20 protein-coding genes are annotated in these 21,570 nt (G+C 67.1%); 8 read left to right on the top strand and 12 right to left on the bottom strand.

Features of this window, described 5'->3' with window-relative positions:
* Positions 1-234 precede the first annotated feature (234 nt).
* Both EG799_RS10760 and glnA read left to right on the top strand, forming a co-directional pair.
* Complete coding sequence (locus tag EG799_RS10760; RefSeq protein ID WP_123881059.1) at positions 235-573, top strand: P-II family nitrogen regulator; 339 nt, start codon at positions 235-237, stop codon at positions 571-573.
* A gap of 82 nt (positions 574-655) precedes the next feature.
* Positions 656-2,068 (top strand): type I glutamate--ammonia ligase, encoded by a 1,413-nt coding sequence (glnA, locus tag EG799_RS10755; RefSeq protein WP_123881057.1) that lies wholly within the window; start codon positions 656-658, stop codon positions 2,066-2,068.
* 75 nt (positions 2,069-2,143) lie between these two features.
* Here glnA and EG799_RS10750 read toward each other — a convergent pair whose 3' ends face one another.
* Together EG799_RS10750 and EG799_RS10745 are read right to left on the bottom strand one after the other, a co-directional pair.
* Positions 2,144-2,812, bottom strand: a complete 669-nt coding sequence (locus tag EG799_RS10750; RefSeq protein ID WP_123881055.1) for a hypothetical protein — start codon at positions 2,810-2,812, stop codon at positions 2,144-2,146.
* Positions 2,812-3,021: a helix-turn-helix transcriptional regulator gene (locus EG799_RS10745; RefSeq protein ID WP_123881053.1), complete on the bottom strand. Its 210-nt coding sequence runs from the start codon at positions 3,019-3,021 to the stop codon at positions 2,812-2,814. Before EG799_RS10745 ends, EG799_RS10750 begins: the two co-directional genes overlap by 1 nt.
* 146 nt (positions 3,022-3,167) lie before the next feature.
* Between EG799_RS10745 and EG799_RS10740 the strand changes: the two genes are divergently transcribed.
* The 3 genes from EG799_RS10740 (at position 3,168) to EG799_RS10730 (ending at position 5,592) form a co-directional block, all read left to right on the top strand.
* Complete coding sequence (locus tag EG799_RS10740; protein WP_123881052.1) at positions 3,168-3,809, top strand: lysozyme; 642 nt, start codon at positions 3,168-3,170, stop codon at positions 3,807-3,809.
* 77 nt (positions 3,810-3,886) lie between these two features.
* Positions 3,887-5,005, top strand: coding sequence for a hypothetical protein (locus EG799_RS10735; RefSeq protein ID WP_123881050.1), 1,119 nt, complete (start codon positions 3,887-3,889; stop codon positions 5,003-5,005).
* Positions 5,006-5,022: 17 nt separating this feature from the next.
* Positions 5,023-5,592 carry a fasciclin domain-containing protein gene (locus EG799_RS10730; protein WP_158611064.1) on the top strand — a complete coding sequence of 190 codons (570 nt, stop codon included), beginning with the start codon at positions 5,023-5,025 and terminating at the stop codon, positions 5,590-5,592.
* 75 nt (positions 5,593-5,667) lie between these two features.
* Here the strand turns inward: EG799_RS10730 and EG799_RS10725 are convergent, their stop codons facing one another.
* The 4 genes from EG799_RS10725 to EG799_RS10710 all read right to left on the bottom strand — a co-directional run bounded on the left by EG799_RS10725 (position 5,668) and on the right by EG799_RS10710 (position 14,376).
* A complete protein-coding gene (locus EG799_RS10725) occupies positions 5,668-9,906 on the bottom strand; it encodes a translocation/assembly module TamB domain-containing protein (protein ID WP_123881046.1) in 4,239 nt (1,412 codons plus the stop codon).
* Positions 9,906-12,143, bottom strand: a complete 2,238-nt coding sequence (locus tag EG799_RS10720) for an autotransporter assembly complex protein TamA (protein WP_234029125.1) — start codon at positions 12,141-12,143, stop codon at positions 9,906-9,908. Before EG799_RS10720 ends, EG799_RS10725 begins: the two co-directional genes overlap by 1 nt.
* A complete protein-coding gene (locus EG799_RS10715; protein ID WP_123881044.1) occupies positions 12,091-12,942 on the bottom strand; it encodes an arginyltransferase in 852 nt (283 codons plus the stop codon). Before EG799_RS10715 ends, EG799_RS10720 begins: the two co-directional genes overlap by 53 nt.
* Positions 12,943-13,143: 201 nt before the next feature.
* Entirely contained in the window at positions 13,144-14,376 is a 1,233-nt protein-coding gene (locus EG799_RS10710; RefSeq protein WP_123881042.1) for a threonine ammonia-lyase, read from the bottom strand.
* A gap of 103 nt (positions 14,377-14,479) precedes the next feature.
* Here EG799_RS10710 and EG799_RS10705 point away from each other — a divergent pair, with 103 nt between their 5' ends.
* The 3 genes from EG799_RS10705 (at position 14,480) to EG799_RS10695 (ending at position 17,383) form a co-directional block, all read left to right on the top strand.
* Complete coding sequence (locus EG799_RS10705) at positions 14,480-15,370, top strand: NAD(P)-dependent oxidoreductase (RefSeq protein ID WP_123881040.1); 891 nt, start codon at positions 14,480-14,482, stop codon at positions 15,368-15,370.
* Positions 15,367-17,064 (top strand): amidohydrolase, encoded by a 1,698-nt coding sequence (locus EG799_RS10700; protein ID WP_123881038.1) that lies wholly within the window; start codon positions 15,367-15,369, stop codon positions 17,062-17,064. Before EG799_RS10705 ends, EG799_RS10700 begins: the two co-directional genes overlap by 4 nt.
* A gap of 88 nt (positions 17,065-17,152) precedes the next feature.
* A complete protein-coding gene (locus tag EG799_RS10695; protein WP_123881036.1) occupies positions 17,153-17,383 on the top strand; it encodes a hypothetical protein in 231 nt (76 codons plus the stop codon).
* 26 nt (positions 17,384-17,409) lie between these two features.
* On the opposite strand, the gene tatC is transcribed toward EG799_RS10695, so the two are convergent.
* From tatC to nagZ, 6 genes are read right to left on the bottom strand one after another with little or no spacing between them, the layout of a single operon-like run.
* Positions 17,410-18,228: a twin-arginine translocase subunit TatC gene (gene tatC, locus EG799_RS10690; RefSeq protein ID WP_123881034.1), complete on the bottom strand. Its 819-nt coding sequence runs from the start codon at positions 18,226-18,228 to the stop codon at positions 17,410-17,412.
* 4 nt (positions 18,229-18,232) lie between these two features.
* On the bottom strand, positions 18,233-18,697 hold the full coding sequence (gene tatB, locus EG799_RS10685) for a Sec-independent protein translocase protein TatB (protein ID WP_123881032.1): 465 nt from the start codon (positions 18,695-18,697) through the stop codon (positions 18,233-18,235).
* A gap of 31 nt (positions 18,698-18,728) precedes the next feature.
* Positions 18,729-18,998 carry a twin-arginine translocase TatA/TatE family subunit gene (gene tatA, locus EG799_RS10680; RefSeq protein ID WP_123881030.1) on the bottom strand — a complete coding sequence of 90 codons (270 nt, stop codon included), beginning with the start codon at positions 18,996-18,998 and terminating at the stop codon, positions 18,729-18,731.
* Positions 18,999-19,031: 33 nt separating this feature from the next.
* On the bottom strand, positions 19,032-19,691 hold the full coding sequence (gene scpB, locus EG799_RS10675) for an SMC-Scp complex subunit ScpB (protein WP_123881028.1): 660 nt from the start codon (positions 19,689-19,691) through the stop codon (positions 19,032-19,034).
* Complete coding sequence (locus EG799_RS10670; RefSeq protein ID WP_123881026.1) at positions 19,688-20,497, bottom strand: segregation and condensation protein A; 810 nt, start codon at positions 20,495-20,497, stop codon at positions 19,688-19,690. The genes scpB and EG799_RS10670 overlap by 4 nt, the downstream gene beginning before the upstream one ends.
* Positions 20,494-21,507, bottom strand: coding sequence for a beta-N-acetylhexosaminidase (nagZ, locus tag EG799_RS10665; protein WP_123881024.1), 1,014 nt, complete (start codon positions 21,505-21,507; stop codon positions 20,494-20,496). The genes EG799_RS10670 and nagZ overlap by 4 nt, the downstream gene beginning before the upstream one ends.
* Positions 21,508-21,570: the final 63 nt, after the last annotated feature.

Below are 21,570 nucleotides of genomic sequence, written 5' to 3'. Positions count from 1 at the left end.
CTGCCCGCGATTTGGGCAGCGCTGCCCAAAATGCCGCCACCAACTGTCCCGCCCCCGCGCCGTCCACCGCGCGACTCGCGGGTCTTCCGACGGAGGGGACAGGCCCGCGTCTGGCACGAAACTTGAATCGCACGCGGGCGAATGGTCTTCCCCCCAAAAGGGCGGGAGCAAGCGGGCCTTCGCTGCGTTGCCATACCGGACCACGCGACGCGGAAGCTGCATGACGGGGAACACGTGAAGAAGATCGAAGCCATCATCAAACCGTTCAAGCTGGACGAGGTGAAGGACGCCCTGCACGAGGTCGGCGTGTCCGGCATCACCGTGACCGAGGCCAAGGGCTTCGGTCGGCAGAAGGGCCATACCGAGCTTTACCGCGGCGCCGAATACGTGGTCGATTTCCTGCCCAAGGTGAAGCTGGAAGTGATCGTGCCCGCCACGCTGGCGGATCAGGTCGTGGAAGCCATCGCCGGCGCCGCCAAGACCGGTCGCATCGGCGACGGCAAGATCTTCGTCTCCGACATCGGCTCCGCCATCCGCATCCGCACCGGGGAGCAGGACGAGGCGGCGCTCTGACACCTGCCGCGGCGATACGCGGCGCGTCAGCGAACCCGACTACCGAACGAACACCAAGCAACCCAGGAAGGGAAACAGCCACATGGCCACCAGCGCATCCGACATCATCAAGCGTATCAAGGACGAGGAGATCGAGTATGTCGACCTTCGCTTCACCGATCCCAAGGGCAAGTGGCAGCACCTGTCGATGGTCGCGGGCGCGCTCGACGAGGATCAGCTCGAAGAAGGGCTGATGTTCGATGGCTCTTCCATCGCCGGGTGGAAGGTCATCAACGAATCCGACATGATCCTGAAGCCCGATCTCGACGCGGCCTATATCGACCCCTTCAGCGCCACGCCGATGATGGTGCTGTGCTGCGACATCGTGGAGCCCTCCACCGGGGAAGGCTACAACCGCGATCCGCGCTCCACCGCCAAGCGGGCCGAGGCCTATCTCAAGAGCACCGGCATCGGCGACACCGTATATGTCGGTCCGGAAGCCGAGTTCTTCATGTTCGACGACGTGCGCTTCGAGGACGGCTATGCCGGATCGGGCTACCAGATCGACGACGTGGAGCTGCCGACCAACTCGGCGACCGAGATGGAAATGGGCAATATGGGCCACCGCCCGCGCGCCAAGGGCGGCTACTTCCCCGTCGCGCCCGTCGACAGCGCTGTCGACATTCGCGGTGAGATGGTCTCGACCATGCTCGAAATGGGTCTGCCGTGCGACAAGCATCACCACGAGGTGGCCGCCGCGCAGCACGAACTGGGCCTGACCTTCGGCACGCTGGTGGAAACCGCCGACCGGATGCAGGTCTACAAGTACGTCGTGCACCAGGTCGCCCACGCCTACGGCAAGACGGCGACCTTCATGCCCAAGCCGATCAAGGACGACAACGGTTCCGGGATGCACACCCATATGTCGATCTGGGACGGCGGCAAGCCGACCTTCGCCGGAAACGGCTATGCCGGCCTGTCGGACACCTGCCTCTATTACATCGGCGGCGTCATCAAGCACGCCAAGGCGCTGAACGCCTTCACCAATCCCACGACCAACAGCTACAAGCGACTGGTCCCCGGGTTCGAGGCGCCGGTGCTGCTCGCCTATTCGGCGCGGAACCGCTCGGCCTCGTGCCGCATCCCCTACGGATCGGGCGAGAAGGCGAAGCGCGTGGAGTTCCGCTTCCCCGATGCGATGGCCAACCCCTATCTCGCCTATTCGGCGCTGCTGATGGCGGGCCTCGACGGCATCCAGAACAAGATCCATCCCGGCGAGGCGATGGACAAGAACCTCTACGACCTGCCACCGGCCGAACTGGCCGATGTCCCCACGGTCTGCGCGTCCCTGCGCGAGGCGCTGACGGAGCTGGAAAACGATCACGACTTCCTGCTCGCCGGCGACGTCTTCACCAAGGACCAGATCGACGCCTATTGCGAACTGAAATGGGAAGAGGTGATGCGCGTGGAAACCACGCCGACGGCGGTTGAATTCGATCTGTACTACAGCGCCTGACGCGCCGCGATCAGCAGATCACCAAGGGGGCCGCTCGGGAAACCGGGCGGCCCTATCGCGTGCAGCCCGGCCCGATCACCGCATGGCCAGCAGCCCGCGCTTGCCGCCGGCGATGAAGGCGGCGAGCAGCAGCAGGCCGGCGAACATGGTCAGCCAGTCGAGCGGTGCCGGAGCCGGGGCGTAGCCGACATGGGCGAGCAGCGCCCAGCCGCCGCCGATCAGAAACAGCAGGTAGAAGCCGATCGAGGTCGCCTCGCGCGAGACGCTGTTCATCAGTTCGTCGGTATGGCGGCGCTGGCGCGCACCGGCCCACCAGGCGAACGCCACCAGAAGGACGACGGCGACCAGCGCCACCGTCTCCGGGACCGGCCCGACCGGCGCGGCGAGCGCGGCCAGGATCAGCGCGACGCCGAGTGCGACCATGCCGGCGCTGCTGTAGCCGAGCATCCGGCGCTGCTCGCGCAGTTCCTCCGCGTCCTCGACATTCAGGAACCGCGCACCGAAGCCGGGGCTGGCAAGGCCGATGCCAACCGCGAGCGCGGTCACGAGGTAGATCATCGCCACCAGCGCCGCGATTTCCTGCGACGGCCCGAAGTCGCCCAGCATCCCGCTTTCGGCCAGTTCGGTCACGGCCATCGCGCCGAGAAAGCCGGTCAGCCCCCCGCCCGCCGTCGCGATGACGGTCTTCTTCGTCTTGCGACGGGGCTTGCCTCGCGAATTGTCCGTCTCGAATGCCATGGCCATCACTCCGCCTCCGGTGTCCAGTCGTCGATGAAAATCTGCGGTACGCCGACGGCGAAAAGCTTCGCCATGCGCAGCGCCAGCGGCAGGCTGGGATCGTACTTGTCGGTTTCCACCGCGTTGATCGTCTGCCGCGAGACGCCGAGCCGGCGGGCGAGTTCGCCCTGGCTCCAGCCGGCGGTTTCGCGAAAATGTTTCACGCGGTTTTCCACCGGCCCCCTTCGAATCGCTGCCTCTTGTAAAGAGCTCTTTACTGACAAGAGCTCTTTACAGTCAAGAGCTCTTTACAGCTTTCCTACACGTTCCCGTGCGTCCTAGCCCCGCCGCCCCCATTCCTGATAACGAAGGCCGCACCGCCATGTCCGATACCCGCCGACCCCTGTTCGACCTCATCCGGCACCTGATCGGACGGCCCTTTCGCCAGTCCGAGGTTGACGCCCTCGACGACCTTCTCGACTCCGCGAACCCGGGCCGGGGCGCTTTGGCCCAGGACACTGTCACACCTGTCACACCTTCGCGCACGGCCCGCGAAATCGGGCCTGCGGGGATCGCGCTCGTCAAGGCCTACGAAGGCTGCGCGAAGCGGCGCGGCGACGGGACGCTCGAAGCCTATCCCGACCCCGGCACGGGGGGCGAACCGTGGACCATCGGATGGGGTGCGACGGGGCGGGACCACGTCCACGGCGGACGCATCGGACGCGGCACGGTCTGGACCCAGGGGCAATGCGACGCGCGGCTGGAAAGCGACCTCGCCCGCTACGCCGCGGACGTTGCCGATGCGATCGGCAACGCATCCACCCGCCAGACGCAGTTCGACGCGCTGGTCAGCTTTCACTACAACACCGGCGCCATTCGCTCCGCCACGCTGACGAAGCTGCACCGGGCCGGCGACCACGAGGCTGCCGCCCGCGAATTCGCTCGCTGGCGCTTCGCCGGGGGGCGCGAAATGCGCGGTCTCGCGCGGCGCCGCGCCGCCGAAGCTGCCCTCTACCGCAGCTGAACGGCGCACAACGACCTGGTCAACGGAACCCGCCGCCGCGCGCCGGCGTTTCATACGGCAAGATCAGGAGATACACGATGAAGTGGATGATAGCAGGCGTCTCGGCGCTGGCGCTCGCCGCAACCCCCGCGCTGGCCCAGGGCAACGGCAAGGGTCACGGCAATGGCAATGGCAATGGCCACGGCCCCGGTGCCGACCGGGCCGGTCCCTCCAGCCTCGGCAACGGTAACGGACGAGGCAACGGAAACGGCAACGCCAACAGAGGCAACGGCAACGCCGATCGCGGCAACGGCGGGAACGGCACTGCGCGCCGCGACGCGCGCCCGTCCGACCGGGGCAACGGTAATGGCAATGCGGCCCGGGTTCAGCGCGATGTTCAGGGCAACGCAAATGGCAATGCGCGGCGCGACAATCGCGGCGTCGGCAACGCGAACAGCCAGGCCCAGCGCCGGGAGACAACCGTGCGCCGGGGCGACAACCGCGATTCCGTTCGCCGGGAGTACGATCGCCGGGTCGGCGACTACCGCGAAGGCTCGTACCGGGAGCGCGACTATCGCGACCGCGATTACGGCGGCGCCGACCGCTATCTCGACCGGAGCTTCTACCAGCGAACCGGCATCATCGACGGCTGCCCTCCCGGCCTCGCCAAGAAGCGCAACGGGTGCAATCCGCCGGGCCAGGTGAAGAACCGAACCGGCGACTATCGCTATCGCTATTCGAACTACCAACCGGACTGGTGGGGCTATGGCGGCTATGACGGACGCTACTATTACGACGACGGCTATCTGCTGCGCTACAACGGCGATGCCGTTTCCGGCTTCATTCCGCTGCTCGGCGGCGCATTGTCGGTCGGCAATCAGTGGCCGGGGGATTACGGCTATCGCAGGATGCCCGCCTACTACCAGGACTATTACGGTCTCGGCTCGCCCGGTTCGTATCGGTACGCCGACAACGTCGTCTATCGCGTGAACCCGCAAACGAGCGCCATCACGTCGATCGCCGCCCTGCTGACGGGTGACCAGTTCTCCGTCGGGCAGCGCATGCCGGCGGGATACGATGTCTACAACGTCCCCTACAGCTATCGCGATCGCTATTACGACACGCCCGACGCGCATTATCGCTACAATGACGGTTACGTCTATCGGGTCGATCCGACCACGCAGCTGATCCAGGCCGCCATCGAGCTCATCGCATGAGCGGCGGATGGACACGGATGAAGCCTGCCCTGGCGGGCGTCGGGCTCGCGGCGCTGCTGGCGCTTTCGGCTTGCGAATACGATCCGCAGGCTGACGAAACAGATGCTGCTGCCCGGACCGAGGCCAGTACGCAGACCGTCGCGGCCATACTCGGAGACGAGGCCGACCTGTCGCAGCTGGCCGACGCGCTGAACGAGGCGGGGCTTGCCGGCGTGCTCGACGGCAATGCGCCCTACACCGTCTTCGCACCGACCAACGAGGCTTTCGGCAAACTCGGCGATGCGGCCGGCGAACTGGGGAGCGAGGACAATCGCGCCGCGCTCGTCGCCGTTCTGCGTGGCCATATCGTCCCCGGTACGCTCACCAGGCAAGACATCGCCGACGCGCTTTCCGGCGCCGATGGAGAGGCGGTCACGATGGAGACGATGGGCGAAGGCCCTCTTACCTTCGGCGGTTCCGGCGATGCCATCACGGTGACGGCCGCCGACGGTACGAGCGCGCGGCTCGCCGGCGCGGGAACGCGGGGATCGAACGGAGCGGTCATTCCCATCGACGCGGTGCTGAAGGATTTCAGCTCCGGCGAATGAGCGGGTAAATCCGGTACCGGGAAAAGGGGCGGCGACCGACCGTCCCTTTCGCTGCCTCGACCCGGCCTGGCCGGATCAGTAGTCCCGCCGGTATTCCGCCGCGACGCTTTGCCGCCCGATGGTGCTGACCGTGGCCAGCAGGTTGAGCCAGCTCGTTACCCGGAACTCGAGCGAGGTCGCGTTGTAGCCGGCACCGTCGGTAATGACTTCGCCATACAGCTTGCGACCGAAATTCTTGCCAAGAGCCACCGACGTTCCGCGATCGAGCGCCGGATCGGCCGGCACGATCCGCAGCCGGTCCAGCCCGATGGCATCGCGCAACTGGTTGATCGGTCCCGCGCCTCCCCCGCCACGCAGCGACGCCACGGCCGAGCCGAGTTGCAGGGCATCGGTAGCCGACAGGTTGGCGATCGAACCGCCGAACAGCAATTGCGCGAGCAGTTCCTCCTCGGGGAGCGCCGGTACGCTGGAGAACGTGATTTCCGGCTGGCTGGCATTGCCGCGCACATTCACCGTGACGGACAGGTTCTGCGTATCGGTTTCGGCGATGAGGTCGATGCGCGGGTCGATCGGCACGTTGCGGTCGAAATAGATCTCGCCGCGGGTGATCTCGAACCGCACGCCCGCAAATTCGTAGAACCCCTGACGCGGCACGATGCTGACCGACCCGTCGACCCGGGGATCGTCGGTCGTGCCGCGCACCTGGAGGTTCTCGGTCCGCCATTCGCTGTCGAGGCCCATGCCATCGACCTTGATCCCGCCCGGAGCGCGAATGTCGAGCAGATAGCGCCACGGCGCCGTGTTCTCGTTCACCGGCGCGATGTCGGCGGGCAGGTTGACCTCGGTGATCTCGACGCTGGGAAGCTGGGCGATGGCCTCGGATCCGCCCAGGCTCCAGCGCGCTTCGTTGACGGTCAGCCGTCCGGCGATGGTGCCGCCCACGCCGTTGCTCACGATCCGCATCGGTCCGGTCACGGTCGCGCCCATGTTCTCCAGATTCAGGATGCGGGCATTGCGGGCCGCCATCCGCAAATCGATCCTCGGCCCCCTGCCCGCGCCCATATTGGCGAGGTCGACGAAGCCGCTGCCGTTGATACGTCCGCCGCCCGGCGCGTCGCCCGCGAAACTCGTGAGGTTGAGGCGGGATCCGTTGAAGCGGCCGCGCGCCGCGACATTCGTTATGTCGGTTCCGGTCAGCGTCGAACGCACGCGCAGATTGTCACCCGAAAGCGATCCGCGGACCTGCGGATTGCCGAGCGTGCCGCGTATGTCCGCCGCCACCGCCACCGGACCGGTCAGATCGATGAGGTCGATGGCCGCCAGTCGCCATAGCGCCGCCGCCGATCCGCTGAAGCGCATCTGCGCGAAGAGATCACCGGCGTAGAGCCGCTCGGCCAGCCCGCCGCCTTGCGGCAGGTTGGCGATACGCGCCTGCACGCGGCCTTGCGCACCCCGGCCATCGGCCATAACGGCGCGCGCCTGCAACAGCGAGGGCGACAGGTCTGCGACCAGCGCGATATCCATCGGGGATGACGTCAGCAGCGCGCTCGACCGGGTAAGATCGTCGATCTTGATGCGCGCCTCTCCGGTAGGCAAGCCGCCGGGCCCGGTGGCGAGGTCGACCACGCCCGAAATGGTGCCCCCCAGCCCCAGCCCCGAACCGGCGACATCGGCGAGGTCGAGCGGCAGGTCGGAGAAGGCGAGCCGGCCCTGCGTCGGTTCGCTGCCCCCGAAACGGCCGCTGGCGATGACGAAGCCGTCGCCATAGGTAAACTGGCTGCGCTGCAATTCCCAGCCTCCACCGGGCGCGCGCGTCAGCACCGCGCGGCGCGGCATGGAGATGTCGCGTCCGGCGTAGGAGCCGTCCACCGCGACCGCGATCCGGTCCGATGCGACGTCGCCATTGACCAGAAGTTCGAACCGTCCGCCACGCCGCCCGTTCAGCGCCGCGTCGAAATGGCCCGCGCCGTTCACGACCTGCGCCTGCGCCGCAAGGCGACCGACGAAGAAGCTGCCGTAATTGAGACCCTGGATGCGCGCATTGCCGGTAATCGTCGTGTTGCCAGGAGCGATCAGGCCGGTGGCGTCCACGCGGCCCTGCGCGATGGTGAGCGGCGTCGCCCCGCCGAAGCGGGCGTTATCCATGGTCAGATCGACGTCGAAACCCTGCCCGCCATCGCGCACCGCCAGGGCCACCGTGCCGTCCACGCCGCCACGGCTGATGCCCAGATCGCCGGCGATGCCTCCCTCGACCAGTTGCAGCGTGCCTTCCACCCGCGTGTCGGCGACGTCTAGGCGCGAGATGTCGATGCTCGTCGTGCCGTCATTCGCGATGTTGAGGAACACCAGCCCGTCGAACGCACCGAGGGACGATCCGCCGTTCGTCTCGATCTGGAAGCCGTCGGGCGTAGGCGCGAGCGTCACGCGCACATCGGTCAGTCCGGCAGCCGGGAACGGATCGGCGAAGACAAGGGTGGCTCGCGGTCCATCCTCGGCGATGGTCGCCTCGACGGTGAAGGGTCCGTATTCGACATGCCGCCCGCGGCCGGCCAGCGTCGTCGTCCCGTCGTCCACCCGCCCGTCCAGATGCGCGGTGAGCTTGGTCGCGTCGATGTTGAAGTCGCTGAACACCAGCGGCGCGGCGCCCCCTATGGCGATGCCGCCGTCGAAGCGCACGTTTGCGCCGGCGAGGTTCACCAGCGTCTCGTTCGTGACGTCGTCCAGACGGCCCTGCAATTGCGCCGCCAGCTGCCACGGGGCGCCTCCGCCGATGCGGAAATCGATCCGCGCGCCGGCATCCACCGTGCCGATGTTTTCCAGCATGAGGTCGGCGATGTTGACCGGCCCGGTCAATTGCGTGACGCCGGTGGCGAAGTCGGAGTTCAGGCCGAGCCTCGCCTGAAGGCCGGGAAACTGGATATCGAGGTTATCCGACAGGAGGCGCGAGCCGGAATAGACCAGCGTGCCCATGATCCGGCCGTTGTTAAGGCGAGGATCCACGAGTTCGTTGCCGCTCACGACCCGCCCGATCCGCGCGTCCAGCGGCAGGGTGAAGCGCGTCCCGTCGTAGGTCAGCGTGCCTTTCTGCACCAGATCGCGCACGATCGTGCCGCCTGCGTCGATCTCGCCCACCCGGATGGTGTGGGGGACGTCGAGCTCGCGGAAGGCACCGTCCAGCACCGCGTCGACCCGGGCATCGGTCAGCGTCAGGTCGGGTCCGAACAGCGCGGGATCGAGAAGCTGCGCATTCAGTCGCAGATTGTCGAAGGCGTTGTTCGCGAGGTCGATCGCGCCCACGCCCGCCGCCGCGACGCCGCTCCCTTCCAGTTCGAACCGCCCGTCGAGCACGCTGTTCTCCAGCGTCCCCTCCGCGACGAGCTGCACCGTCTCGCCCAGTGCCTGCGCCGGTAGCCCCTCGAGATAGGGGCCGGGGCGGGCTGCGCCGGCGATGCGATAGCGCCCGTCGCGATTGGTAATGTCGAGATCGGCGAGACGGATGTCGCCCTGCTGCGCCACGAACTGCCCGTTCCACTGCGTCCAGGTGCCGGTACCGTCGAGGTCGATGACGAGCGTATCGGTTGCACCGACCATTTCCGCGAGGAACCCGCCCCGGGGCGCACGCCAGTCGAGATCGAGATCGAACCGGTTGCCGTCGGGTTCGGCGTAAACAAGCGCGCTGAACACGTCCCCGCCGCCGAAGCTGCCTTCGCTGTCGAGAGAGACCAGCCCGTCGCGAATGTCTGCCTTCGCCTGGAAACTGACTGTGCGCTCGTCGCCGATCAGCCCCTCTGCGATGGTCAGGTCCTGGATCGCGAACCGGTCCACGCGAATATCGAAATCGGGCAGGATCGGCGCGTCGGGATCGCCCGGATTGAGTTCTGGCAGGGCATAAAGCGTGCCCCCGTTCACCACCAGACCGCGCACGTCCAGCCCGCTCCACAGGAACTTGTAGGGGCGCCAATTGAGGTCGATCGACGGCACTTCCAGGAACAGCGTACCGTTCGCATCATAGACCTTCACGTCGTTGAGCGTGCTGCTCCACAGGACCGAGCCGTCTATGCTGCCCACGTCGACGGACAGGCCCGATGCGGGCGCGAAGCTGGAAATCTGCTCCACGATGAAGTCGCGTCCGGGCTTGGTATGGAGGAAGCCGATCAACAGGACGATCAGCGCCAGCAGGGCGATGACGATCCAACCCAGGATCCTTAGCGCCTTCCACGCAAGCGCCCGCTTGTGCCCGCCGTCGGGCGCTTCTTCCGGCGGCCGCTCCTCCAGGTCCGGGCCGTCGCCGTCGATGGTGATCCCGTCCGCCATCAGAACGCCTGGCCCAGCGCGACATAGACCGCGATCCAGCCGTCATTGGGACCGGGATTGAGCGGGAACGCGACGTCGAGGCGGAGCGGACCGAAGCCCGAATGGTAGCGGACGCCCACGCCCGCGCCCACGCGCACGGTATCGAAATCGGGCGTGTCCTCCAGCCCGACCGTTCCTGCATCGACGAAGGGAACCACGCTCAGCAATCCGTCGAGATAGCCGGTGCGGATGCGCGCCTCCGCCGAAAGTTCAACCAGCGAGCGGCCGCCCGTCGGCACGCCGGCGTCGTTGAGCGGGCCGATCTGGCGATAGCCGTAACCGCGCACCGATCCGCCCCCGCCGGCATACAGCCTGCGCGATGGCGCGATCTCGTTCACATCGACACCCGGAATGCTGGCGAGCCGCGTCCGCCCCGCCAGCACGACGTTCTCGCTGACCCGCTGATAGTAGGAGGCATCGACCTGATTGCGGACGTAGAAACTCTGCGTCGCAAGATCGTTGTTGCGCGAAATCTCGGGAGAAATCCTGGCCGAGACGCGGAAGCCCTCGGTCGGGTCGAGCAGATCGTTCGATTCGTCGATCTGGGCATAGAGCGGCAGCGCGGCGATGAAATAGGTCTGCCGATCGAGCGTGTTGCCGTCGATGTCGCGCTCGCTCTCCTGCGTGGCGACCAGTTCCAGCCCCGCCGACCAGCTGAATTCCTTCTGGTAGAGAAGCGTGCTCTTCTTCTCGAACGTGCCGATCGCACTGATCGTGCGGGCATCGTAGAGGTCGTAGTCGATGGTGCTGGCATAGGCGTCCAGCGTCAGCACCCGGTCGCGACCGGTGAAATTGTTCTTGCGGAAGGTGACTCCCGCAAGCTGTTCCTGCGTGCCGAGAATGCCGCGGACCCGCAGCAGGCCCTCGGGCGGGAACAGGTTGCGGTGCTCCCACGATCCTTCGATGCGGATGCCCTCTTCCGTGCCGAAGCCGATGCCGGCGGTGATCGTGCGCAGCGGCGCCTTGGTCAGGTCCGCACGGATATCCACCACGCCCGGTTCGCCCGCGGTCGGTTCCTCGACCACCACCGGCGTAAGCTCGACCGAACCCACCAGGCCCGTGGCCAGGATCGCGCGGCGCAGGTCCATCTCGTCCGAGCGCATGTAGAGATCGCCCTCGTCCCAGCGTGCGATCATCGAGAGATGCTCGCTCGAGAGGAAATCCGGCAGGGTCGAGACGACCGAGCCGAAATTGTACTTGCCCCCCGGCTCCACCGGCATCGTCACGTCGCCTTCGTCGCGGGCGTGATCGACCAGCAGGCTGGGCGCCTCGATCGCGGCGAAGGGATAGCCGCTCTCGCCCAGCGCCTCGTCGAGATCGAACTGCTCGTTCTCGATCGCGTCGAGCGAGATCAGGTCGCCGGGAAATACCTCGTAGGTGGCGCGCAGCTCGTCGTAGTCGGACCCGGTTGCCGCGAGATTGCCGAGGTCGACAGCGCCGATGGTGTAGCGCGGACCGGGAATGATGTCGAAGCGTACCGCCGGCACGTCCAGCTCCGCGTCGGACGCCGCATCGACGTCGCCTACCGAGCGGATGATCTGCGAATCGAAATAGCCGTAGACGCGCAGCAGGCGTTGCAGCAATTCCTCGTCGGTCCGCGCCTGGGCGGCGAGACGCGCGATGTTGTTGTCGTCGTCCAGCTCCTCGATGGTCGACAGGCCCTCGAACCGCTCGAGGAATTCGTCGCGCACGGGAAACAGCGATTCATCCGACGGGAAGACCAGCACGAGTTCGTCCGACAGGCGGTTGTCGCTGCCCATCTCGACCTGCGGCACGTCCTCGTCGAAGGTGACGAACTCGACCGGCGGGTCGTCCGGTTCCAGCGGCTGGATATCGGTTAGCTCGATATCCTCCGGCCAGGGAATGGTGACGAGGGGCATCTCGGCCAGCGGGGCGTCCGCCTCGAGGGCCGGCTGGGCCGTGTCGTCAACCGTGTCGGAAGGCACCCCGCGCGAAGCCCAGTCCTCCGGATTCTCGACCGCCTCGTCGGGGATCAGATCCTCCAGCCTCGGCGTGTCCTGCGTCTCGCCCTGCTCCTGCGCCATCGCGGCGAAGGGCTGCGCACCGAGCGACAGCACCGCGGCGAGCGCGGTGGCGGCGCGCAGGCTTCGCTTGGGCAGGTTTCGTCGAAAAAGGGCGATGCGGTCAGACGAGCTTGTATTCGCGTTGCAGCCCCGGGGTGTTGTCCTTCGATCCACCGTCGACCGCGGGAGCGCGGTCGTGCCCGGCGGCTGCGACGCGCTCGATATGGGCGCGTTGCTCCTCGTCGGACATGCGGTGCCAGCCATCGGGACCGAGCCGCTCGAGCGGGCGGAAACGGACCTTGTACTGCATGCGCTCAGAACCCTCGACCCAATAGCCGAGATAGACGAAAGGCAAGCCTTCGTCCGCCGCCCGCGCGATATGGTGGAGAATGACATAGTTCCCTAGACCCGAACGTCCTTCGTGCTCCGGGTCGTAGAAGCTGTAGATCATCGACAACCCGTCACCCTGCCTATCGGTTAGGCAAGCGGCGACCAATCGTCCAGCTTTTCCGTTGTTTGCGGGTTCGCGGTACTCGGTTACGACGGTGGTGACGCTGGTGTGTTCGACCATGTCGGCATAGTCCACCTCGTCCATCGCAGCCATGCCCCCGCCGGGATGGCGATGCTCCAGATATCGTTGCAGCAGCTCGAACTGCTCGGCCGTCGCCCAGGGACGGCATTCGGTGACGACGAGGTCGCGATTGCGCTTTGCGATCCGCTTCTGCGATGAGGACGGACAAAATTCGTCCGCCACGACGCGCACGGATACGCAGGCGCGGCAATCGGCACATGACGGGCGGTAGGCGACGGTCTGGCTGCGCCGGAAACCGATGCGACCCAGCGCATCGTTGAGCTGTTCGGCATGCGGCCCCTTCAGCTCTGTGAACACCTTGCGCTCCGTCCGGCCGGGCAGATAGGGGCACGGCGCGGGGCTGGTCACGAAAAAGCGGGGGAAGCGTACCGGAGCCGTCACGTAAGTTCTGCCAGTCCTTCTTGTTCAAGATCGGTTCGCGCCTGGGCGCTTCCCGCTGCGCCCACATCTATGGACCCGGGATTCGCCCGATGTGAATCATGTTAACCACAAATCTTGGGCAACGTGGAATTATTTTCCACAGGCCTGCCGTTCCCGAGTCGCAATCGCCCCGAATCGGGGCAGGCCAGACCGGGGAACCCCTCAGTCGAGTGCGACGGAGCTTACCGAATAGCCCTTCTGCGTCAGCGAACGGACGAGGTCCTCGATCTGGCTGCGGTCGCGCGCCTCGCATTCGATGTCGGTCACGAGGCCTTTCGCCGGAAGGCTGGTGAAGATGCGCTGGTGGTAGATCTCGATGATGTTGACATTGTGCGCCTCGAACTCGCCCATCACCCTGGACAGGGCGCCGGGGCGGTCCTGCAACGTGATCCGCAGGCGTGCCAGGCGGCCGGACCGCGCGAGATCGCGCAGCAGCACGTTGGCGAGCAGGCGGGTGTCGATGTTGCCGCCGCACAGGACCAGGCCGATCGTCTGCCCGGCGAAGCGTTCCGGGTAGGACAGGACCGCGGCCAGCCCCGCGGCGCCCGCGCCCTCGACCACCGATTTCTCGATCTGCAGCAGGAGAGCGACCGCCTCCTCGAGATGGGCCTCGTCCACCAGCAGGATGTCGTCCACCAGCCGGTCTATCACGCTCTGCGTGAACGTGCCGGGCTGCTTGACCGCGATGCCTTCGGCCAGCGTGTCGCCCCCGCACGGCATCGCCTCGCCCTTGCGGGCATTGTAGCTGGAAGGATAGAGCCGCGCCTCCGCGCCGATCACGGAAATGTCGCGTCCCGAAGCCTTGGCGACGGTCGACATCCCGCTGATCAGCCCGCCGCCACCTATGGGCACGACCAGCGTCTCGATGTCGGGCGCGTCTTCCAGCATTTCCAGCGCGACGGTGCCCGCGCCGGCGGCGACGCGGGGATCGTCGAAGGGGTGAACGAAGGTCAGGCCCATTTCCTCTTCGAGCCGGCGGGCGTGGGCATAGGCATCGTCGAAGGTTTCACCCTCCAGCACGACCCTGCCGCCCACGCTCTCGGTCTGCATCACCTTCACCGTCGGCGTGGTTCGCGGCATGACGATGGTGACGGGCACGCCCAGCCGGGTGCCGTGATAGCTCAGCCCCTGCGAATGATTGCCCGCACTCGCCGCGATCACGCCGCGCTCGCGCTGTTCGTCCGTCAACTGCAGCAGGGCGTTCAGGGCACCCCGCTCCTTGTAGGCGGCGGTGAACTGGAGGTTCTCGAACTTGAGGTAGATCCGCGCCCCGGCGATCTTGGACAGCGTGATCGAGTGCATGGTGGGCGTGCGCACCACCTGTCCGGCGATCCGCTCCGCGGCGGTGCGAACGTCATCGATGGAGAGGGTGGCGGGATCGGCTGTCGTGCTCATGGCAGCCGCGCCTATAGCAATCGCGCGGGCAAGGGAATTGGCGATCGGCCTTTCGCCACGCGGCCATTGCCTTGCGCCGCGCGAGCGGGCATCGCGCGAGGCCATGAGCACTATCGCATTTCTCGGCCTCGGCGTCATGGGCGCACCGATGGCCGCACACCTTGCGCGGGCGGGTCACCGCGTCACCGCCTATAACCGCACCGCCGCCAGGGCCGAGGAGTGGAAGGCCGCCCTCTCGCGGGAGGGGTTGGAGGTCGCCACCGCCCCCACCCCTGCCGAAGCGGCGCACGGCAAGGATGCGGTGCTCGCCTGCCTCGGCAACGACGACGACCTCGCGCAGGTCGTGCTCGGCGATGGCGGCGCGCTTGCCGCCATGCGCGACGGCGCGCTGTTCGTCGATCACACGACCGTGTCCCCGGCCCTTGCCAAGCGCGTCGCCGCGCGCGCGCAGGAGCTTGGTCTTCTCGCCGTCGACGCGCCGGTTTCGGGCGGACAGGCGGGGGCCGAGAACGGCAGGCTCGCGATCATGTGCGGCGGCGGCCAGCCGGCGATGGCCGCCGCTACCCCGGTGATGGAAGCCTACGCGGCGCGGATCGTCCATGTTGGCGAGGCCGGCGCCGGGCAGGCGTGCAAGGCCGTCAACCAGGTCTGCATCGCCGGCACGTTGGCGGGCCTGTCGGAAGGTGTGCGGCTGGCGCAGGCGAGCGGTATCGACACCGGCAAGGTGCTCGAGGCCATATCGGGCGGGGCCGCGCAGAGCTGGCAGATGGACAACAGATGGGAGACGATGGTGCGGGGAGAGTTCGATTTCGGGTTCGCGATAGACTGGATGCGCAAGGATCTGGCCATTGCCCTCGCGCAGGCGAAGGAGGCCGGCGCCTCGCTCCCCGTCGCCGCGCTCGTCGATCAACTCTACGCGCAGGTCCAGAACGACGGCGGCGCGCGGCAGGATACCAGCGCCCTTGTCCGCCACCTGCCCGAGGTGAAGCCATGATCCGCCGCCTGCTGGGGAGCGCCGCGCTGGCCGCGCTGACTGTCGCCGCGCCAGCCGCGGCCGATACGCTGGTCGACAACGTGCAGGGTATTTCCGTCAATCGCGACGGCACCATCGATCGCTTCACCGGCATGGTGATCGACCCCGACGGGCGTATCTCCGAACTGCTCGACAGCGGCGACCGGGCCACGCGCGACATCGATTACCGGATCGACGGCAAGGGCCGCACGCTGGTTCCCGGCTTCGTCGACGGGCATCTGCACATAATGGAACTCGGCCTCGGCACGCTGACCCTGGACCTGACGGATACGCAAAGCCTGGAAGAGGCGCTGGCGCGCATCGCCGACTACGCCCGCCAATATCCCGATCGCCCCTGGCTGATCGGTCGCGGCTGGAACCAGGAGCAATGGGGGCTGGGCCGCTTTCCCACGTCGGAGGAGCTCGATGCCGTGGTGCCCGACCGTCCGGTGTGGATGGTGCGGGTCGACAACCACGCCGCCTGGGGCAACAGCCTCGCGCTGGCGGCGGGTAACGTCACCGCCGAGACGGCCGATCCCGAGGGCGGCCGCATCGAGCGCCTCGCCGGATCGCGCGAACCGGCGGGCGTTCTGGTGGACGGGGCGCAGGCCTTGGTGGCGAACGAAATTCCGCCGCCCCTGCCGGAAGACCGCGACATCGCCTTCTACAACGCCCAGCAGATCCTCCTCAGCCACGGCGTCACCGCCGCCGCCGACATGGGCACCAGCGTCGATGACTGGATGACCTTCCGCAGGGCGGGGGATGCCGGCCGGTTGCAGATGCGGATCATGACCTACGCCCTATCCGTAGAGGCCATGCTGACCATCGGCGGGCCGGGCCCGACGCCCTGGCTGTATGACGACCGGCTGCGGCTGAACGGCCTGAAGATCTATCTCGACGGGGCACTCGGCTCGCGCGGGGCGTGGCTGCTGGAAGACTATTCCGACGATGCCGGCAATCGCGGACTGCCGCTGCTGAACGGCACGCAGCTGCGCAACCTGATGAGCCGCGCCGCGCTCGACGATTTTCAGGTGGCGATCCATGCCATCGGCGATGCCGCCAATCGTGAGGCGCTCGATGCGATCGACGAGTTGTCGGACGATTATCCGGGCGACCGGCGGTGGCGTATCGAACATGCACAGATCGTCGCTCCGGTCGATATCGCGCGCTTCGGGGCGCACGGGATCGTCGCGTCCATGCAGCCGGTTCACCAGACCTCCGATCGCCTGATGGCTCAGGCGCGGCTGGGCGAGGATCGGCTGACCGGCGCCTATGCGTGGAAATCCATGCTCGGCGCGGATGCGACGCTCGCCTTCGGCACCGATGCCCCCGTGGAGCCGGTCGATCCGCTGCCCGGCCTCGCCGCCGCCATCAGCCGCACCGATGCGCAAGGCCAGCCGTTCGGCGGCTGGCACCCGGAGCAGACGATCAGCCGCGAACAGGCGCTCGCCGCCTATACCGCCGGTTCCGCCTATGCCGGTTTCGCGGAAGGACGCTTCGGCAGCCTGAGACCCGGCGAACGCGCCGATTTCGTCTTCCTTTCCGGCGACCCGCTGATGGCCAACCCGCAGGAGATGCGCGATATCCGCGTTCTGGAAACATGGGTGGCCGGTTATCGCGTCTACGATGCGGCACAGGGCCGCCAGGACATGCGACAGGCGAGCGAGGGGCGATAGCGGTCTTGTGTCTAGCCCGTTGTCTCGCCTTTGTCATCCGCCCGGATTAGCGTCGCGAACACAACCCGCAAGGAAGGTCCGCCGGCCCATGTTCAGCCGAGTTCTCGATGCGACGCTCGCCGTCAGCATCCTTGCCGCGGTGCCCGCATCGGCCAGGGTGGCCGCCGCCGGGCGCGCGCCGGCACCTGTCTCGCACGAGGTCGAGGGGGTCGGCGGCGGCGGGGTGATCGTTGGCCTTATCGCGCTCGCGCTGATCGCGGCCGCGGTGGTCGTCGCGCTTGACGGGGACGGCGACGCCGACCTGCCGACCAGCCCCTGACCGCGCGCGGGCCAACAGCCGGTGGGCTAGTCGCCCTTCGCCTCGACCGCCTCGCCCGGTTCGCCTGCCCCTTCGGCCTCGCGCCGCGCGGTGTCGCGCTTCTCCGTGAACCGCATCAGCATCAGCGACCCCTCGAACAGCAACAGCAGCGGGACGGCGAGCAGCAGTTGCGACCCGGGATCGGGCGGGGTGATGATTGCCGCCAGCGTCACCACCGCCACGATGACGTAACGGCGCGCACCGACCAGCTGCGCCCGCGTGACGATGCCGGCCCGGTTGAGCAGCATCAGCAGCACCGGCAGCAGGAAACTGATGCCGAAGGCGAGAATGAAGCGCATCACCAGGTCGAGATAGTCGCCCGCCGCCGGCAGCGCCTCGATCGCGACGCCCCCGGCCGAACCCTCGAACCCCAGGAACCATCGGAACGCGGTCGGCATGACCACGAAATACGCCAGGGCCGCACCTGACAGGAACAGGATGGGCGTGGCGATCAGGAAGGGCAGGAAGGCCTTCTTCTCGCGCGCGTAGAGACCGGGCGCGACGAATGCCCAGAGCTGGTTGGCGATGATCGGAAAGCTGAGCATGAAGCCGGCGAACAGCGCCACCTTCAGTTCGACGAAGAACACTTCGTAAAGCTTGGTGAAGATCAGCCGCCCCTGTCCTTCGGGAAAGGCATCGTAGAGCGGCCGCACGAGGAAGCCGAGGATGTCGTCGGCGAAATAGAGGCAGATGCAGAACGCGACCGCCAGCGCGAGGATCGCCTTCACCAGTCGCCCGCGCAGTTCGATCAGGTGATCGAGCAGCGGTGCCTGCGTTTCGTCGAGATCGCTGATGCGAAACGCCATCGGCTCAACCTTCCCGCCGGGCGTCGGGGGCAGAACCCTGCGCGCGGTCCACCTCGCCTTCGGTCACACCGGGAATGTTGCCGGTCGTACTCCGCGGCGGGGCATCGACGGGCCGGGCGGCGCTTTCGGCGCCGCTGCCGGAGAGGGTCGACTGCTCGTCGGTCAGTCGTTTCATCTCGACCTGCTTCGCGGGCGGGTAGGCGCCGGTCGGCTCCATGTGGGCGGGGCCGCCGTCGGGATGGTCGCGCATCACCTTCTCGTTCTGCGCTTTCCACTTCTTCTCCATGTCCTCCAGCTCGGCCTCGCGCACCATCGCGTCGATGCCCGCGCGGAAATGGCCGGTAAGCCGGCGGATCTTGCCGATCCAGCGGCCCGCGGTCCGCATGGCGAGCGGCATGTCCTTCGGGCCGATCACCACCACCGCGACGATCACGATGACGAGCAGTTCGGTCGCGCCGACGTCGAACATGGATTACCCCTGTGCCGGCCGGGGGGCAGCCTCAGCCATTGGTGGTATCGCGCGCCTTGTCGGCGTTGCTCTCGACAGTCTCGCCGGCGGGTTTCGCCGGGTGAGAGGGGCCCTCGATACGCGCGCTCGGGGCGGGGGCGGCCGGGGAATGGCGATCCGCCTCGGCTTCCTCGTTCATCCCCTTCTTGAAGCTGGAAATGCCCTTTCCGAAATCGCCCATCATTTCGGAAATGCGCCCGCGTCCGAACAGGACGAGGATAATGACGGCAATGATGAGAAGTTGGACGGGACCGAGACTCATGATCGAAATTCCACAAATTGAACTGCGATCAATCTAGGCGTTTCCGGTCGGATTTTCCAGCGCTTCCCCATCGGGGCCGGCGGTTTCCCCATTATCGCCCGGATCGCCCCTTCCCTCGCCCTCCTCGTCCCTTTCCTGTCCGTCGCCGCCCATCAGGTCGTCATAGGCGTCATCGACCGGATCGAGCAGGCCGGCGGCCTTCAATTCGTCGATCCCGGGCAGGTCGCGTCGCGATTCGAGGCCGAAATGGCTGAGGAAATCGGGCGTCGTCGCGTAGATCACCGGCCGCCCCGGAACCTCCCGCCGGCCGGCTACCCGCACCCACCCCGCTTCCATCAGCACGTCGAGCGTCCCCCCACTGGTCTGCACCCCGCGGATCGCCTCGATCTCCGCCCGGCTTACGGGCTCGTGATAGGCAACGATCGCCAGGACCTCGGTCGCGGCGCGCGAAAGCCTGCGCGACTGCTCCTTCTCGCGGCGCAGGAGATGCGCGAGATCGGGTGCGGTCTGGAACTGCCAGCGCTTCCCGCGCTCGACCAGGTGGACGCCGCGCCCGGCGTAGAATTCCGCCAGATCGGCGAGCGCCTGCCGCACGTCGACACCCTGAAGATGCTCGGAAATCTGCTCCCGCGTCATCGGCTCCTCGGCGGCGAACAGCGTCGCCTCGACCGCGCGCGCAAGGTCGTCCGTCATGCGGTGATGCGCCGCAGGTGCAGCGGTCCGAACGTTTCTTCCTGCCGGATTTCCGCCTTGCCGCGCTTCGCCAGTTCGAGAGCCGCCACGAAACTGCTGGCGAGTGCGGAGCGTTGCAGCCGCGGTTCGGCATCGCCCGGCAGGAAACTGCGGATCTCCAGCCATTCCAGCGTCACGCCGAGCATGGCCGAAACACGGTCCAGCGCCGATTCGAGCGTCATGACTGGTCGCTGCGCAACCATGTGAACCACAGGTTCGGTCCGTAGCTTCATCTGCCCGTAGGCGTGGACGAGGCTGTACCAGTCGCACTTCCAGGCGTTCGTTCTCAGCACCTTGAGACCTTCGGGCGCGCCGCGTGCGAAAACGTCGCGACCCAGCCGGTCGCGCGCCAGCAACCGCGCCGCCGCCTCGCGCATCGCGCCAAGGCGTTGCAGGCGCAATTGCAGCCGCAGCGCCAGTTCCTCCGGCGAGGGGTTCTCCTGCTCCTCCCTCGGCAACAGCAGCGCGGATTTCAGGTAGGCGAGCCACGCCGCCATCACCAGGTAATCGGCGGCAATCTCCAGCTTCAGCGCCTCTGCCCGCTCGATATAGGCGATGTACTGGTCGACCAGTGCCAGGATCGAGATGCTCTTGAGATCGACCTTCTGCCGCCGCGCGAGGTCGAGCAGGAGATCGAGCGGCCCTTCCCAGTCATCGAGTTCGAGATAGAGGGCATCCTCGTCCGACTGTGCGCTCGCGGGGGCCGACCAGTCTGCGGCGTCCTCGTCCGCGGACCGTCCCTCGAACAGGGCCGCGCCCTCGATCATGCCTGCCGCGCGAGCTCGAGGAGGCTGTCGCGCTGGGCCAGTAACTCGGCACGCGGGGTATCGTCCGTCGTCCCGGCATAGGCCAGCGCCCGGTCGAGCCGCTGGCTCGCCTCGTCCGCAAGCGGGGGAAGGGCGTCGGCGATGCCGATCATGTCGTCCATCCTGCCCCAGCAGTTGAGCACGATGTCGCAACCCGCCGCGATCGCACGTCGCGAGCGGTCGGGGACCGTTCCGGACAGCGCCTCCATGTCGATGTCGTCGGACAGCAGCAGCCCGGAAAAACCGATCCGCCCCCGGATGATGTCCTCGATGACCGCGCAAGACTGCGTGGCCGGATGCTCCGCATCCCAGGCGGTATAGCGTATGTGCGCGCTCATCGCCATCGGCGCATCGGCGAGCGTGACGAAAGGCGCGATGTCCGTTTCGAGCTCCTCCGCACTCGCCTCCACGACCGGCAGGTCCTTGTGACTGTCGACCGTGGCGCGGCCGTGCCCGGGCATGTGCTTGACGCAGCCGATGACCCCGCCACGGGCCAACCCGTCGAGCGTGGCACGCCCCAGCGCCGCCACCTGCATCGGATCCGTTCCCAGGGCCCGGTCGCCGATCACGTCATGCGCGCCTGTCACCGGCACGTCGAGCAGCGGCAGATAATCGACGGTGATGCCGACCTCGGCAAGGTCCATGGCCAGCAATTGCGCATTGGCGCGGATCGCCTGGATGGCGCTCGCCGGTGCGGTGTCGTAAAGCGCGGCGAAGGCGCCGGGCGCGGGATAGGCATCCCATTCCGGCGGTTTCATGCGGGAAACGCGCCCGCCCTCCTGGTCTATCGAGATCAGCAGGCGTTCGCGCCCCTGGATCGCGCGCAGATCCTCGACCAGTGCGCGAAGCTGGTCACGATTTTCGATGTTGCGACCGAACAGGATGTAGCCGGCAGGATCGCTGTCACGAAAGAAGGCGCGTTCATCGTCGGTCAGGCCGGTGCCGGAAAAGCTGAATATGGCTGGCGTCATCGGACGATGGGGAATCGCACCAAAGATGTCGGCAAAGCAAGTAATTCCGCGCCTTTCGCGGGG

Origin of the sequence: Aurantiacibacter spongiae (assembly GCF_003815535.1) — a bacterium.
GTDB classification, from domain to species: Bacteria; Pseudomonadota; Alphaproteobacteria; order Sphingomonadales; family Sphingomonadaceae; genus Alteraurantiacibacter; species Alteraurantiacibacter spongiae.
Note: the sequence above shows the minus strand (reverse complement) of the source record. Positions and strands in the feature narration are given on the sequence as shown.